Origin of the sequence: Metabacillus indicus, from assembly GCF_046603695.1 — a bacterium.
GTDB lineage: Bacteria > Bacillota > Bacilli > Bacillales > Bacillaceae > Bacillus_P > Bacillus_P indicus.
This window is the reverse complement of sequence record NZ_CP176757.1, coordinates 1,738,759-1,753,616: the sequence shown is the minus strand read 5'-3', so window position 1 is coordinate 1,753,616 and position 14,858 is coordinate 1,738,759. Positions and strand designations below refer to the sequence as shown.

Sequence of the window (14,858 nt, the reverse complement as noted above, 5' to 3'; positions counted from 1 at the left end):
GGCCAAGTTGGATCTTGAGCAGACGTTTCAGCTGTTCCTGCGGCTTATGAATGAGGACAAACGACTTGCGTGCACGGTTAAAAAAACAGCAGGCATCCCGTTTCTTTATATTGCGCACAAAGGAAATGCATCAGCAAATGAGCTTGCCTTACTGATTGAGAAGTCGGCACGGACCGCCATGCGCGGCAAAAGGCTGACGGCTGAAACCGTTTTTGTCAGAGAGGATAAAAATCTTTATGTATTCCGCCACCGTTTTTATGTGCCCCAGGAAAAGATGTTTTGCTGCGGTAATTTATGCGATGACTGCATCCGTTTAAAAAACAGACATAAAAAACGAGGCTGAGCCTCGCTTTTATGATGCTTTACAGCCGCACGACCCGCCGGAGCCGCATCCGCCCCCGCAGCTTGACCCGGAATCAAAGAACGGATTGCCGGTCGGCACTTTGATATTCTGCGACACGGCTGTGCCAAGTTCGACGCTGATCTCATCAAGGAGATTCTGCAGCTCTTTCTCCGCTTTTTTAAACGCAGACACTGCATCATGGAGGTCGAGCTCCCGTTTAGCATCTCTCATCGCTTTTGTTATTTCTTTATATTGGGGATGGTATTTACCAAAACGCTGAACATCCTCATATAAATTCTTTATCTCAACAAAACGCGCAATCACTTTCTGTGCAGATTTGTCTTTTCTTAATGTATCTAAAGTGCGGCGGTAATCTTCCGCAATTTCTGATTGTACCACTAATGCGCCAAGAAGCTCAGCTTCATCGAGCAATTGAACACTTTCCATTGTAGCTAGCATAGAAACATCACCTCAAACTACATTCTACCATGTTTGCGCCTCAATGGTAAATGGAGCGGCTCGTCCTGCATCAGATTGTGACGTTCCACGTCTTTTTCAGATGATAGCGGGAAGAGTCGTTGTGGAGCACTTCTATAAAAATCGTATGGGTTCCTTTGTCCAGTCCTTTTATGATAAAAGCAGCTGTATGAATTTCATCTGTTTTTTTTCCGTCAATATACAGATTCAGATAGCCTTCTCCGTTAACCTTTTCCCCGCGCTCATCCGAAAAGGAAAAATTCGGGATGTAGCATTCTATGTATACATTGCTTCCTTTAACATGATGAGTGACATTGAGCTGCCTCGGCTGAACGGCTGTTTCAACCGCCTCATCTCCAAGCATGCTGACTTCCATAGGGACCGTTTCCTCCCCCTCAGGCCGGGGCTTTTCATTCGAACATGCAGATAGAGCCGCAGCCAGAGCCAACAGCAAAATAAAATGTTTCACAGTAAACAACGCCTCCTTTTCACGGTAGTTTCACCAGAAAGAAGCCAAATATGTCCGGATAAAAGAAAATAGAAGAGAAAGTCTTTACCTGACCCCTCTTCTATTAATCCTGCTGCCTCATGGACTGTAGCATGCCGAGCATCATGGAAGCCATGTTGACGGAGTTTGAAAATTGGGCTACCTTGTGAGGAATGGTTTTTTGATAATAATTCATCATCGCAAGCTTCATTGATTCGGTTTCGCCCGGGTTTCTCGACAGCTTTCTGTACCACTGCGGCTGCTCGCGCAGGAACTTTTTTAATTCGTTGTCTGCTGCAATCATGTCCTGAATTTCTTTTCTCATCTCACCCGCTCCTGCTTAATCTTTTCTGAAAGAAAATGGATTACTTTGCGTTTTTGACTGGCCTGAAGAAGCACCTTTTGTCAGCCCGAATGTTGAAAACAGATTTTGAATGGAAGAAATTGTGTTGTTCATGTTGTACAGATGCTGATTCATCTGATTTGCGTCCATGTTTTTAACAGCCGTCATCATTCTGGACATAAAATCGGATTTTTTATCCTCTGCACTTTCAGCCTCGGCCGCGTCTTCCCTGTATTTTTGCCAGGAAGCATCATTTTCTCCGAGCAGATACCAGTCTTCAAATAATTCCTGCCATTTTTTATCGCCTTTTCTTACCTCTGAAATCAATTTTGGATGTTTTTTTACAAATTCTTTAAATTGTGCAATAGATGGATGTTCTTTTTTCTCAGTCATTATGATCACCTCTGCTTACATTCGCCTGCTTTATTTTATTTTTGAACGGTCAATCGGTTCGCCCAATTTTTCAAAGGAAGTGTCATTTACATCCTTCACTGGAAAATCCTGATTGCGCTCAGTTTGCAGCAGCTGATAAGATAAAAGCAGCACAGAAAGGATGAGTGAGACATGGAAAAGGCAGAAATTGCGAAGCTTTTGGCTGAAATAAAGGAGGAAGATCTTCAAGCAGCCGAGCTGTTTCTTTTGGGACTGCAAAAGAAAGCGCAAAAAGAAAACGGTACATACATAGGAGCATTCCTTGCGCCAAGCGGGGAATACCGGGAAAATGAATTTATTTTAAAAATACCGAACACCCCTTTAATTCAAAATTCACTGGATATTGTGCACGGAGGCATCACCGCTACTCTGCTTGACTCTGCAATGGGCTCTCTCGTCCATCACGTCCTGCCAGGCCATCTTGCAGCCGTAACGTCTGAAATGAAGATCAACTATGTGGCTCCTGGCATAGGCTCAGAACTCACTTGCACCGCATCTCTTATCCATAAGGGCAGCAAAACGCTTGTGACAGAAGGCAGAGTCGTCCGGGATGACGGAAAATTAATGGCCCATTGTACAGCAAGCTTTTTTATCATCGACAGACCAGCTCAATAAGGCGGGGATCCAATGTTTCCATTTTTTAAAAAGACCTGTTATTTCTGTAAAAAGAAAGTGAAGCATTCAGAGGTTTATCTTGGGGAAAAACAGAAGAAAATCCATGTGTGCAGGCTTTGTAAAGCCTATGCCGAACGAAGAGCATACCGCAAAGCATAAGAAAAGACATCCAGCCCGGATGTCTTTCTGTCTTTATTCAAAAGGCCTGATGAAGTTCTGTGTATAGTAAAGCTCGTTAACACCAACACCAAGCTTTGTAAATTCAGGGTTCAGCAGGGCTTCTCTATGGCCTTTGCTGTTAAGCCAGCCTTCAACAGCAGCAATGCCGTCAATGTACTGGGCAGCAATATTTTCACCCGCAAGCTGATAAGTGACTCCGCCTTCTTTCAGTCTGTCGCCAAGAGTTCCTTCAGTTGGTGACTCATGAGAGAAGTAATTGTTGACGAGCATATCATTGCTGTGCCTGAAAGCAACCTCTGAAGTCATTTGATCCCATTCTACAGGCGGTACGCCGTGCCTGTCGCGGATCACGTTTGTCAAATCCAGAATCTGCTTTTCTGCGCCTTCTTCAACCGCCTTCCACTGTTCATCTGTCAGTTCGGCGGGTTCAAGAAGTTCACCTCTGTAAACCACTTCGTATGGCCTCTGCTTTATGAGGGTCTCTTTATCCAGGGCCCTGATGCTCGACAGCTCTCCATCAAATTTATCCAGATAAAGCTGAACGAAAATATCGCCGATCTGCACAATAGGCCTCGTGTTCATGTCTTCCTCGGACATTTCAAATCGGTAGGAGCTCCCATTCAGATCAATGGAAATGCTTGAGGATATGGAATTTGTTTTAAAAACATCTCCGGCAGGCTGTCCGAGCTTATACGGATTCACGTTGACATCAGGTCCAATTGCATAAACGGTGACAACCTTATTGTCCTTTACTCCAACCTGCAGATATTGCCTGTCATTCTGATTATAAATCCACCATTCATAATCGTAGGAAGACGGATCAATTCTGACTGGTTCCCCCAGTGTATTCACGATATCATCTGATGATTTTCCAATGAAGGATAATACCCCTTCTTCCGGCACGTTCAGCTGCTCTTCAGACTGCCCGGCGAGCTGTTCGCTCTCATCCTGCTGTCTGATCGGCTGCTCATGATTTCCATACTGAATATATAAAAAATAAGAACCTGCAATAATCAGCAAAAGAAAAAACGTCTTAAATATACCGCCCAGCTTTCATCCCTCCAGGTCTTTCGTTTCTGCCATTATATGAAACAGCAAAATCTATATACTAGTAAACAGTATTTCACAAGATTGGCAGATAGTATATCCTTTTATAGGTCATTTAATCAAAAAACAGGTTTTTTTTCAAATTGTAAGGTTCAGGAGGGCTAAATCGTTTAAAAAGGAGCATGCAGCTGCATGCTCCTTTATTCTTCAGTGCAAATGGCTGCCGTGTTCGGAAATGTCTGAGAGCGCTGTTCCCGCTCTTTGGTCTGACAGATGATTTAGTGACAGGTCTCCCAGTGAAACCATCCCGAGCATTCGGCCATTTTCCACTACAGGAAGCCGTCTGATCTGATGCTCGGCCATGAGCCCTGCAGCTTCTTCCGCTGTTGCATCCGGGCCGATAGTACAAAGGTGATCACTCATTACATTTGTCACCTTGTTAGACCCCGGATGTTTTTCAGCTATTCCACGGATAACCAAATCACGGTCTGTAATCATTCCAATCAGCTTATCGCCTTCGACTACAGGAATCGAGCCTACATCCCAGTCCCTCATCTTAACAGCAGCCTCATAAACATTATCAAGCGGCGTACATACTTGAATATCTTCAGACATAATATCTCTCACTTTTTGCATCTTTTATCCTCCCTGACAAACGATATGTGAACGAAAAAGTTCCGATACACCCAGTTTGTCCAAAAACAAGATAAAGATGTAAAATAAAAGGTAAAGATTGAAAGTTCGATGCATTCGTACTATGATTGAAGGGGAGTTCATTAAAGCGCTTTACTAATGAAAATGCCGCGACAAGGTTTTTAGGAGGGAATACATAATGAAAATGGAAAACACGGGACTTGACGGGCTTACGGTTGAACTGAACAGACTGGATGAAATCATGGATGATCTTGGAATTGTCCGTGCAGGGCAATGGGATTATGAGCGCGTTACATATGACCGCAAGTTTGAAAACAAAGGGGAAACGTTCTACCTGCGCATTCCAGGCTATGCCGCTGAAGGTGATATCGGATCGAGACATGCAGTGATAAAACTCATGACTCCCCTTCTTGGAAAGCACTATTATCCTCATGGTGTGGAATACGGAGAAGGCGAGGATTTTCCAAATGCTGTTTTAAACACAAGCAAAAATCTTCTGAAACAGCTGAAAGAAGAAATCGGACGCATCGTATAAGATCTGTTTCTGTCCAGTGCAGAAGCAGATGCAAAAAAGCAAAAGCTCTCGCAGCTTTTGTTTTTTATTTTCTTTTTTTAAAAACTTTTTTGAAGAATTGCCAAAATTCCGTTCCTTAATTCCGTACTTTCGTACTATAATTTAGAGAGAAAGATTGAAAGGAGCAAAAGATTGTCTACTATATTTACTAAGCGGCGCCTCCTCACTGCATTATTCATAGTCCTGATCGGGCTGATCATCTATTTTCTTCTGCCGATCTCAGTTCCTCTCATTATGGCTTTTCTGACTGCACTTTTGCTGGAGCCGCTTGTCAGGCTTTTGCAGAACCGTGCAAAACTTCAGCGGAAACTGAGTGTCCTTATCACCTTTTTGCTGTTTTTATGTCTCATTGCTGTAAGCGGCTATTTCATTACGACGAAGGTTGTCGGTGAAGCAATCATTACGATTGAAAATGCGCCTGAGTACATAAATGAAATTACGGTTGCCTGGAATGAAATTGAAGAAAGATTTACACACTCGGCAAAAGATCTTCCTCCCGAATTTGTAAATGAAATCAGCAATCAGGTAAAAGAATTTCTTGAGAAGACAAAAGCAGATCTTGCAAGCTCCGTTAACATCGAAAATGTGAAAACGATCATAACGAACATTCCCGATTATATGGTCAACATGCTCGTATTTTTAATCGCACTGTTTCTTTTCATGCTGGAGCTGCCCAATCTGAAGATGCGCATGTATGCACATATGAAGGAAAACACTGCGCAAAAAGTAAACTTTATGATTAACCGCATGTCCTATGTTATTTTCGGCTTTGTCAAAGCTCAGTTTCTTGTAAGCATCATTATTTTTATCGCTTCCTTTATCGGTCTGATGCTGATTATGCCCGAGGTCGCTCTTGTCATGGCCATCATCATTTGGGTGATTGATGTGATACCGATTATCGGCTCCATCATCATTATGGGTCCATGGACGCTGTATCACCTTATCTCCGGAGATACTATTCTTGCAGCAAAACTCGGCATCCTGACTGCGGTCCTTTTAATCATCAGAAGGACAGTTGAACCGAAAGTCATGGGAAGCCACATTGGTCTTTCCCCGCTTGCAACACTGATCTCCATGTATCTTGGACTGAAACTGTTCGGCGTCCTTGGATTTTTCATCGGCCCGATGATTTTAATTATCTACAACTCTGCAAGAGAAGCAGGGATTATCCGCTTTACATTTAAAATTTAAATTGCAAGAGCCGGACTGAAATTGTCCGGCTCTTATTTTATAAAAAACAATACGGTTTTTCTCCCGGCAATGCCTTTTCAAGAAGTCTCACATCGTGCGTAGAGCCGTTTATATACCCGGCCCCATAAAGCATGCCCGGATTCAGGCTTTTAAAAAGGAGCGCAGCGAGAATACTGCTCTCAACAGACACCACACTTCTGCAGCCGGCTGATTGAACAGCTCTTCCCTTCCCGTCCTCGATGCAATATATGCCGCTGTTTGCAGGCAAGGATGAATCCGTTACTTGCAAGTACAGGGGACTCTCTGCGTTGTTAAAAGGAAACACAGCCATAAAATCAGGCAAATTAATGATTTTTCCAATAAAGACTGGAAGCTGACGGCTTGATAAAAATGGATTTTTCAACTGATATGGAAATGAATCACTCTCTTGCAGTGTCAAGATTAATTCATTCGCTGGAAGCGTCCTGATTTTGTTCCAAAGGGCCGGTTTGGCTTTCGGGCTGATTGCGGCCCATTCTTTTATATGAAGCTTTTGATCGGCCATGAAACATTTCATATAGCCAATGGCTTCACCTTTGTCGTTATTCGCTGCAAAAAGGTAGTATTGAGCCGCACTCTTGAGTTCCGTGAGGTCGTCAGAAGAAGAAATCAGGCAGGTTCGATGCCCCGATAATTTCTTCACGATCTGTTTTGACAAGTATTTACCGCTGATTCCATTGGCTTCAAATACTTCACAGGAACTGTTAAATGACCGTAAATAAAGGCATTCGGGAGCCATTCTCCATTCCCTTGCCCTTATTAACGTTTCAACTCCATACTTCCTTTTGAATGAGAGAGGCATGCGATCAAAAAAAACCACGTGACATCCCTGACTTCTCCATTCTTCAAGGAGACCGCTCATTTGCCTGTCCAACTTGCTGGACCTCCAATTAATGAAAGGAGATGCGCTTACTTGAACGGCTTTAAGCTTATGACCCGAATAAGTCAGCTCTCTAAGGCGGACAAATAAATCCTCCCCGGGTGCAGCTTGAAAAAATGGCAGATCTGCTTCCATTCTTTTTTTGGCTTCGCCTATGCTGCACACCCCTCTTCTACGCTTTCTTTTTCAGCTCCCAGGATAAGAAAACATCTTCTTTTTTCGTGCAGATCATACCGAGCTTTTCAAACAGTTTGATGGACTTGCTGTTCTCATCCAGACACTCCATCTGAATACTGGCTACTTTTCGTTCACTTGTCAGCCATTCCATGACAGCATCAATCGCTTCATAGGTCAGACTTTCTTCATCAGCCGCCTCGTGAATGTTGTAGCTCAGCTCGACTGTCCCGCTGTCATCAGGTATTCCCTGAAGAAACAAATCTCCGATAATTCTTTTTTCATTGTATAAAATGATCAGCCAAAGACCCAATCCGTGCTCCTGATCGTTTTTCTCGAGCTTTTCAATAAACAGCGGGAGCATCCCTCTTACAGCAGAAGAAGGCCAGGCACAGGGTATTCCAATCGGGGACCGGGTTTCCAGTTCCTTTCTGTGAAAAATCAGCGACTTTGCAATATCCAGTGAACAAGGAATAATTAAAAGCCGGTCTGTTATAATTTCGATCATCTTCCCGACACTCCCTTTCAAGAACTCCCTCATACTTTCATTTTATGGCCATAATGAGCGTCCTATACTTCCTGCAGAGCGTTTTTTCAAGATTAGAGCATAAAAAAAGAAGCAATAGAAATCTTTCATTCTATTGCTTCCACATTTAAAATCCCAATATCGCTTTAAACACAGATGTCGTTTCTCCGCCTTTGTATTGAATATAAAGGAGAAAATAAACAGCAACTCCTGTGATTGCAGTAAAAAACCAGATGATGCTTGTTCCGGGTCCAAGCTTTCTGTGCCTTGCAAGCCTGTTTTTAAAACCTGAGACCAGCATGATGATTCCAAGCACTGCCCCTACAGTTGCAAGAGTGATATGGAAAATCAAAAATACAGTATAGTAGATTTTAATCGAATCAGGTCCGCCAAAAGCAGTGTTCCCGACAAAGATCGTCCGCGATGCATAGACAATAAAAAAGATTACTGCAAATACAGCGGCCGTCATCATCGCCTTCTGATGCGCCTCTATTCTCCGCTGTTTGATAAGATACCATCCAACGGCAACGGCTGCAGCGCTGAGAACGATAAAGGCTGTACTGATTGTAGGTAAAAGAGGTACGTTCATATTGGCAGCTCCTAATATAGTAATCATAGATTGATAAGCAGAAAAACCGGAGCGTATCTTATTTTACCGGCTGAGGAGCAAGACGGCTGCGTTCTTCAAGTTCGTCTTTCTCTCTTTCTTTACGGGCCCATTTAAAGAAAATAATCCCGAGCAGTCCCCCATAGACAAATTCCTGAATAATCTTCATCATGATGCCGCCAAGCTGCTGGTCTTCGACTAAAGGAAGGGTGTTAAACATTTCCGGGCCGGTCAGATCAAGACCTGCCAGCATGCTTGCAGGAACGCACAGCTCAAGAGCGCTGGCCCAGGCGCTTGGATTCGAGTAGGTGGAATACAAAGATGTCTCTGCAAAGATGATCAGCGCACAGGCCGGTGTAAGCAGCATTCCATTTGCAAATATGTAGCCGATCTTCTTAATTCCGCCTAGCTCTCTCCATTCGGGAAGCTCATTTAATAGAGGCCACCACATAAGCATTGCGGCAATAAAAATAAAGATGGTAACAGCCGCATGAAGAATATGGTCTGTTTTCACCGCATCAAAAACAAGAGGAATATGATAGAGCGAAAATACGCCATTAAATACAAAAAGGGCAATCAGCGGACGGGACAGGAAGGAAACCGTCTGTTTAATTCCCGGTCTGTAAATGATGGCTCTCCACATCCATACGGGCACACCGTAAATCATAAGCGGCGGAACGAGCAAATATAAGAGGGCCATTTGTGTCATATGTGCACTGAACATTAAATGCCCCATTAAATCCAGAGGACTGCCTTTTACCGCATAAAGAAGCAGAATGGACGACGTGAACAGAGCTTTCTGTTTGATCGTGACAGGAGCGCTTTCTTTAAATCTGCTTCTCAGAGGCCCTGCTGCAAGGAAATAGAGCACAAGAATGCCTGCTGTAAACAGAAAAAAAATCGGGCTCCACATTGCTCTAAAACCAAACATTTCTAAATTTAACAATGAGTTCAACTCCTATTTCTGCTAATACTCCTTGTCTTATTATACACCTTAGATGAAGCGCTATCAATGAACGTTCTATGACAAAGACAGGCGTCCCGCAGGATTGACTGAAAGAAAACATAAAAAGAATCCGGCTGAAAAATCAGCCGGATCAGAACTTACCACCAAATGATTGTGACAAAAGCAAGGACTGTCAAAAAGGCAACGCCGATTCCTGAATAAAGGAAAAGCGCAGGCACCTCATGTCCTTTGTGGCTCATGTGCATAAAGTAGTAAAGCTGGAAAATAACCTGTACGACAGCAAGAAGAAGGATAAATGGAATCTTAAACCATTCTGCTATGCCGTCATATCCGATTGCAACAAATGCAACGACAGTCAGGAAGATCATCAGTGCAAAGGTTACAACCTGATACTTCATATCTTCTTTGTTTTTCTTGCGGCGATAAGCAAGATCTACTTTTGGGTTTCCTGAGTTTTGATTTGCCATCAGTTTATCCCACCATTCCCATTAAGTATACAACTGTGAAGATGAATACCCATACAACGTCAATGAAATGCCAGTAAAGACTTGCAACGTAGTATTTAGGTGCGTTGTATAAGTTCAGTCCTCTTTTTGCATTGCGGACCATCAATGTTGTAATCCAAAGGAGACCGAATGCCACGTGGGCACCATGTGTTCCGACAAGCGTGTAAAAGGCAGACCCGAGTGCACTGCTTGTAATCGTGAATTTGTATTCATGAATATAATGATTAAATTCATAAATCTCAAGTGCTAGGAAGGCAGCTCCTAATAGAACCGTGATTCCCATCCAAAGCTGCATTTTTTTAAATTGAAAGTTCTTCATGTGATACATTGCATATACACTGGTCAGTGAACTTGTCAAAAGAAGCATCGTTGCAGCAAATACGAGCGGAAGCTCAAACATTTCCTGGGTAGTTGCCCCTCCGTTGTCAGAATCCCTGAGAGCCAGGAACGTCGCAAACAACGATGCGAACAGGACTGTCTCTCCGCCAAGGAAGAGCCAGAAGCCCAAAAATTTATTTTTGCCTTCAAGGGTCGCCTTTTCAGGTGAGGCAGGGAACGTTTCAGCTGTCAATTTTTCCTCAACATGCATTATGCCTTTACCCCCTTATCGTTATCATCATTCATCAAATCTTCTTTGTGGATGTGATAACCGTGATCATCAATGATGGAACGCAGGAACATACAGCCTAGAGTAATGCCAAATCCGATGATAACAACCGGGATGCCCCATGCGTGTTCTGAATGATAAAGCAGTCCGAATGCAGCAACGAACAGTCCGAAAGACATGATCAAAGGAAGAATCGATCCATTAGGCATGTGAATATCGCCAAGCGGTTCTGCTGGAGTCATTCCTTTATTGCCTTCCATTCTTTCTACCCAAAGTGCATCAAGTCCGCGTACAAGCGGAGTTTGTTTAAAGTTGTATTCAGGTGCCGGTGATGAAACGGCCCACTCAAGGTTGCGCCCGTCTCCCCATGCATCTCCTGCAGCTTTTTCACCTTTAATCGATGAAATAATGATGTTCCAGAGCAATACGATTGTTCCGGCTGCCATCAGGAATGCACCGACTGTACTGATTAAGTTACCCATTTCAAGTCCCTGGCCAGGCAGGAATGTGAAAATACGGCGCGGCATCCCCATCAGTCCAAGGAAATGCTGAATAAAGAAAGTTAAATGGAATCCTGTAAAGAACAGGACAAATGTAACGACGCCAAGCTTTTCGCCGAGCATTTTTCCAAACATTTTCGGCCACCAGTAGTGAAGGCCTGCAAACAATCCCATGACAACTCCGCCTACAATAACGTAGTGGAAGTGGGCTACAACGAAATACGTGTCATGATACTGATAATCTGTTGGAGCAGCGGCAAGCATGATTCCTGTTACTCCGCCCATTACAAATGTCGGAATGAAAGCTACAGACCAGATCATCGGAACCGTAAAGCGGATGCTTCCGCCCCACATAGTAAACATCCAGTTAAAGATCTTAATGCCCGTAGGAACAGCAATTGCCATTGTGGCAACGGCGAAAATCGCATTTGCAATCGGTCCAAGACCAGTTGTAAACATATGATGCGCCCATACCATGAATCCTAAAAAGCCGATAAGCACAGTTGCGAATACCATGGAAGAGTATCCGAAAAGACGCTTTTTAGAAAAATGAGGAAGGACATCAGAGAAAATTCCGAATGCAGGAAGAATCAGGATGTAAACCTCAGGATGTCCGAAGATCCAGAATAAATGCTCCCAGATAATCGTATTTCCGCCAAGCTCAGGAACGAAAAACCCAGTTCCGAATACACGGTCAAACATCATAATTGCAAGACCCACAGTAAGCGGCGGGAAAGCAAATAAGATAAGTGCAGATGCAACAAATGTTGTCCAGGTAAAGAGCGGCATGCGCATATAAGTCATACCAGGCGCACGCATGTTAATGATTGTTGCCAGGAAGTTAATCCCTGCAATAAGAGTTCCGAAACCTGATATCTGAAGACCCAGAAGATAAAAATCAATTCCGTGTCCCGGTGAATTGAGGGCAAGCGACGCATAGTTCGTCCAGCCTGCATCAGGTGCTCCCCCTAAAAACCAACCCATGTTCAGGAACAATCCTCCAAAGAAGAAAAGCCAGAACCCAAGTGAGTTCAAGAAAGGAAATGCAACGTCGCGCGCTCCGATCTGAATCGGTACAACCGCGTTCATAAATCCAAAAATCAGCGGCATCGCTGCCAGGAATATCATGGTCGTGCCATGCATAGTCAATACTTCATTATATAGTCCGGCTGAGATGAAATCATTATCCGGTACAGCGAGCTGAATACGGATCAGCATCGCTTCCAGACCTCCCACGAGGAAGAAGAAGCCGCCGGAAACCAGGTAAAGGATGGCGATTTTCTTATGGTCTACCGTTGTCAGGTAGTCCCAGAGAACTGCGCCGAACCCTTTTTTCTGAGTTAACGTACTCACAGTGTTACCTCCCTTTTATTCTGCTAAGACAATCTTATTTGGCTTCTACCTTCAAGCCGCTTAAGTATTCTGTAAGAGCATCAAGTTCCTGATCATTCAGTTCCGGATATGTTTTTGTCATTTTATTGCCCGGTTTGTACTGTTCAGGATCTTTCAGCCAGTTTCTGATGTTCTCTTCATTATGAGGAAGAATTCCTGCAACTCGTGAACGCTCGCCGAAGCTTGCAAGGTTTGGAGCAGTTCTTGCCTGTTCAGGACGCTCATCCACCGGAGTGACAGCATGACAGCCGATACAGCTTTTTTCCTGGAACAGCTTCTCTCCCTCTTTAGCAAGGTCAGAAGATGCAACAGCTTTGGCATTTTTCATTTCTTCAGCCCACTGAACAAACTCTTCCTTGGATTTTGTTTCAACTTTAAAATCCATCAAAGCGTGTGAAGGTCCGCAAAGCTCAGCACATTTACCGTAGAAATATTCTCCGGCCTGCTCAGCACGGTCACCGTCAAAATTAAGCCAGAATTTATTCACATTCTCCGTGTTTGTATCCATTTTTCCGCCTGCAGAAGGCACCCAGAATGAATGCTTAACATCGGAAGCAATCAGATTAAAGTAAACCCTTTCATCTGTCGGCACAACTAAATCCTGGCTCGTGATGATCCCGTAGTCAGGATACTCGAATTCCCACCAGTAAAGGTTTGCTCTGACGTTTACAACGACTGCATCTTCAGGCTTGCGGTCTTTTTTGTCCATCGCCTTAACGTCTGCAAGCTCAAATGTTGCAGAAACTACAGGAACCGCCAGCACAAGAAGTAAAAGAATAGGAATAACAGTCCAAATGATTTCCAGTTTATGACTTCCCTCTACTTGCTCAGGAATTTTATTTTCCTCACCTTTGCGCTGTCTGAACTTCACAACCACATAAATGAAGATCACAGTTACGACTGCGATTACAATGACCATGATGAGTGTACTCAAAATCATAAGCGAGTACTGCATATCCGCTACTTCACCAGCTGGTTGAAGAGCGGAAAGATATGGTTCACCACAGCCGGCTAGGACAAGTGTCAGCATTGCAAATACGGCAACGAGACGAAATTTTGTCAGCCTCTTTTCCATAGCTAAATCAAACCCCTCTTTCAGTAAATTAATCCCCGCATGCTAAACAGGAATCGTCAATTCCTTCTATGTAAATTCCTAAAAGAAAGAATTTCTAACCTAGTTGATCGTGAAAAGTACCATCGCCACAAAAAGGATCGTTAAGTAGTTCAGCGAATAAATAAACATCCACTTTGCCCATTTCAGGTCATCCTTAGCCCTTATGCCGGACAGGGCAATCACTAGCCAGCCGATGTTCAGGACAGTTGCCAGAATGATGAACGCAGCCCCGAGCTGAAACAAGTAAAACGGCAAAGGCAACAGACAGATTACCCAGACCATCATTTGCCTTTTTGTAACAGCAAATCCGTGTATGACAGGCAGCATTGGTATCCCGGCTGCCCGGTATTCCTCAACCCGCTTCATTGCGAGAGCGAGGAAATGGGGCGGCTGCCAGATAAACATGATCATGAACAATACCCATGCCGTCACACTGAGGTCTGCATCAACAGCTGCCCATCCTATGAGAGGAGGAACGGCACCGGAGATGCTGCCGACAACTGTATTAAGCGTATAGTGGCGTTTTGTCCACATTGTATATAAAAAGACGTATGTAATTACGCCGATCAACCCGATAAGCGTTGCTGCTGCCGTTGTCATGGAAAGCATGATAAATCCGAATACAAGCAATAAAACACCAATCCACAGTGCCTGAATTGGATTCATTCTGCCTGTGACAGTCGGCCTCGTCTTTGTCCGCTCCATAATATGGTCTATGTCACGGTCATAAAAGTTGTTAATGGCACAAGATCCTGCAATCACAAGAGCTGATCCTGAGAGCGCATACAGAACTGTGTCAATATTCCCAAGAAAACTTTGCCCGTTAAAATACAGCGCAAGCCAGATGCCTGTAAAAGCGGTAATCAAATTGGAATTAACGATTCCCATTTTGATAAGGCTCAAAAAGTCTTTTAATACGGTTGTTTCATAAACTACCTCACCGAATCCCGTTTCTTTCGAGGTCCTTGAATCTGGCACGTATGACAGTCCCCCTTTTTGCTCTGCTGCCGGCTGTGCAGCTTGCTATATCATACTAAATTAAGCAATATTTTCAAAATCGCTTCCTTCTTGATATTAAACCATAATCGGTTCTTGTTTTGTGAACAAAATATGAAGAAGTTTTGTCGAAATTGTGAAGCAGAACAGGAGAGCCGGCTAATTCATTGAAAAGCAATTCATTCACTGATACTCTAAAAATAAATG

19 protein-coding genes are annotated in these 14,858 nt (G+C 43.7%); 4 read left to right on the top strand and 15 right to left on the bottom strand.

What is annotated here, in order from left to right; translation table 11 throughout:
- The first annotated feature begins 7 nt into the window (after positions 1 to 7).
- Positions 8 to 343: a hypothetical protein gene (locus tag ACK1LH_RS08775; protein ID WP_035206503.1), complete on the top strand. Its 336-nt coding sequence runs from the start codon at positions 8 to 10 to the stop codon at positions 341 to 343.
- Positions 344 to 352: 9 nt separating this feature from the next.
- Here the strand turns inward: ACK1LH_RS08775 and ACK1LH_RS08770 are convergent, their stop codons facing one another.
- The 4 genes from ACK1LH_RS08770 to ACK1LH_RS08755 form a co-directional block, all read right to left on the bottom strand.
- Positions 353 to 802 carry a YlbF family regulator gene (locus tag ACK1LH_RS08770; RefSeq protein ID WP_029285065.1) on the bottom strand — a complete coding sequence of 150 codons (450 nt, stop codon included), beginning with the start codon at positions 800 to 802 and terminating at the stop codon, positions 353 to 355.
- 70 nt (positions 803 to 872) lie between these two features.
- Positions 873 to 1,289: a hypothetical protein gene (locus ACK1LH_RS08765; RefSeq protein WP_051827080.1), complete on the bottom strand. Its 417-nt coding sequence runs from the start codon at positions 1,287 to 1,289 to the stop codon at positions 873 to 875.
- Between the two features lie 103 nt (positions 1,290 to 1,392).
- Entirely contained in the window at positions 1,393 to 1,632 is a 240-nt protein-coding gene (locus ACK1LH_RS08760) for a YlbE-like family protein (RefSeq protein ID WP_411334958.1), read from the bottom strand.
- Between the two features lie 15 nt (positions 1,633 to 1,647).
- The gene (locus ACK1LH_RS08755; protein ID WP_029285070.1) at positions 1,648 to 2,043 is read right to left on the bottom strand and encodes a YlbD family protein; all 396 of its coding nucleotides are present in this window, start codon (positions 2,041 to 2,043) and stop codon (positions 1,648 to 1,650) included.
- Between the two features lie 171 nt (positions 2,044 to 2,214).
- Here ACK1LH_RS08755 and ACK1LH_RS08750 point away from each other — a divergent pair, with 171 nt between their 5' ends.
- Positions 2,215 to 2,697 (top strand): PaaI family thioesterase, encoded by a 483-nt coding sequence (locus ACK1LH_RS08750; RefSeq protein ID WP_029285072.1) that lies wholly within the window; start codon positions 2,215 to 2,217, stop codon positions 2,695 to 2,697.
- A 192-nt stretch (positions 2,698 to 2,889) separates the two neighbouring features.
- On the opposite strand, the gene ACK1LH_RS08745 is transcribed toward ACK1LH_RS08750, so the two are convergent.
- Both ACK1LH_RS08745 and ACK1LH_RS08740 read right to left on the bottom strand, forming a co-directional pair.
- Complete coding sequence (locus tag ACK1LH_RS08745; RefSeq protein ID WP_411335083.1) at positions 2,890 to 3,927, bottom strand: CAP domain-containing protein; 1,038 nt, start codon at positions 3,925 to 3,927, stop codon at positions 2,890 to 2,892.
- 204 nt (positions 3,928 to 4,131) lie between these two features.
- Entirely contained in the window at positions 4,132 to 4,560 is a 429-nt protein-coding gene (locus ACK1LH_RS08740; RefSeq protein WP_203290107.1) for a CBS domain-containing protein, read from the bottom strand.
- A 196-nt stretch (positions 4,561 to 4,756) separates the two neighbouring features.
- Between ACK1LH_RS08740 and ACK1LH_RS08735 the strand changes: the two genes are divergently transcribed.
- Positions 4,757 to 5,113: a YugN family protein gene (locus ACK1LH_RS08735; RefSeq protein WP_029285077.1), complete on the top strand. Its 357-nt coding sequence runs from the start codon at positions 4,757 to 4,759 to the stop codon at positions 5,111 to 5,113.
- Positions 5,114 to 5,284: 171 nt separating this feature from the next.
- Positions 5,285 to 6,343, top strand: a complete 1,059-nt coding sequence (ytvI, locus tag ACK1LH_RS08730) for a sporulation integral membrane protein YtvI (RefSeq protein WP_029285079.1) — start codon at positions 5,285 to 5,287, stop codon at positions 6,341 to 6,343.
- Between the two features lie 37 nt (positions 6,344 to 6,380).
- Here ytvI and ACK1LH_RS08725 read toward each other — a convergent pair whose 3' ends face one another.
- From ACK1LH_RS08725 to cyoE, 9 genes are all read right to left on the bottom strand, one after another.
- Positions 6,381 to 7,121 (bottom strand): sterol carrier protein domain-containing protein, encoded by a 741-nt coding sequence (locus ACK1LH_RS08725; protein WP_411334957.1) that lies wholly within the window; start codon positions 7,119 to 7,121, stop codon positions 6,381 to 6,383.
- 313 nt (positions 7,122 to 7,434) lie between these two features.
- Positions 7,435 to 7,944 carry a GNAT family N-acetyltransferase gene (locus tag ACK1LH_RS08720; RefSeq protein WP_029565559.1) on the bottom strand — a complete coding sequence of 170 codons (510 nt, stop codon included), beginning with the start codon at positions 7,942 to 7,944 and terminating at the stop codon, positions 7,435 to 7,437.
- Positions 7,945 to 8,089: 145 nt separating this feature from the next.
- The gene (locus tag ACK1LH_RS08715) at positions 8,090 to 8,551 is read right to left on the bottom strand and encodes a DUF420 domain-containing protein (RefSeq protein ID WP_029285085.1); all 462 of its coding nucleotides are present in this window, start codon (positions 8,549 to 8,551) and stop codon (positions 8,090 to 8,092) included.
- Between the two features lie 58 nt (positions 8,552 to 8,609).
- Positions 8,610 to 9,500 (bottom strand): cytochrome c oxidase assembly factor CtaG, encoded by an 891-nt coding sequence (gene ctaG, locus ACK1LH_RS08710; protein WP_029285087.1) that lies wholly within the window; start codon positions 9,498 to 9,500, stop codon positions 8,610 to 8,612.
- Positions 9,501 to 9,673: 173 nt separating this feature from the next.
- Positions 9,674 to 10,003 carry a cytochrome c oxidase subunit IVB gene (ctaF, locus tag ACK1LH_RS08705; RefSeq protein ID WP_029285089.1) on the bottom strand — a complete coding sequence of 110 codons (330 nt, stop codon included), beginning with the start codon at positions 10,001 to 10,003 and terminating at the stop codon, positions 9,674 to 9,676.
- A 4-nt stretch (positions 10,004 to 10,007) separates the two neighbouring features.
- Positions 10,008 to 10,631 carry a cytochrome c oxidase subunit III gene (ctaE, locus tag ACK1LH_RS08700; RefSeq protein ID WP_029285090.1) on the bottom strand — a complete coding sequence of 208 codons (624 nt, stop codon included), beginning with the start codon at positions 10,629 to 10,631 and terminating at the stop codon, positions 10,008 to 10,010.
- On the bottom strand, positions 10,631 to 12,502 hold the full coding sequence (ctaD, locus tag ACK1LH_RS08695; RefSeq protein ID WP_029285092.1) for a cytochrome c oxidase subunit I: 1,872 nt from the start codon (positions 12,500 to 12,502) through the stop codon (positions 10,631 to 10,633). Before ctaD ends, ctaE begins: the two co-directional genes overlap by 1 nt.
- A gap of 34 nt (positions 12,503 to 12,536) precedes the next feature.
- On the bottom strand, positions 12,537 to 13,616 hold the full coding sequence (gene coxB / locus ACK1LH_RS08690; protein WP_203290105.1) for a cytochrome c oxidase subunit II: 1,080 nt from the start codon (positions 13,614 to 13,616) through the stop codon (positions 12,537 to 12,539).
- Positions 13,617 to 13,715: 99 nt separating this feature from the next.
- Positions 13,716 to 14,633: a heme o synthase gene (cyoE, locus tag ACK1LH_RS08685; protein ID WP_411334956.1), complete on the bottom strand. Its 918-nt coding sequence runs from the start codon at positions 14,631 to 14,633 to the stop codon at positions 13,716 to 13,718.
- Positions 14,634 to 14,858 lie beyond the last annotated feature (225 nt).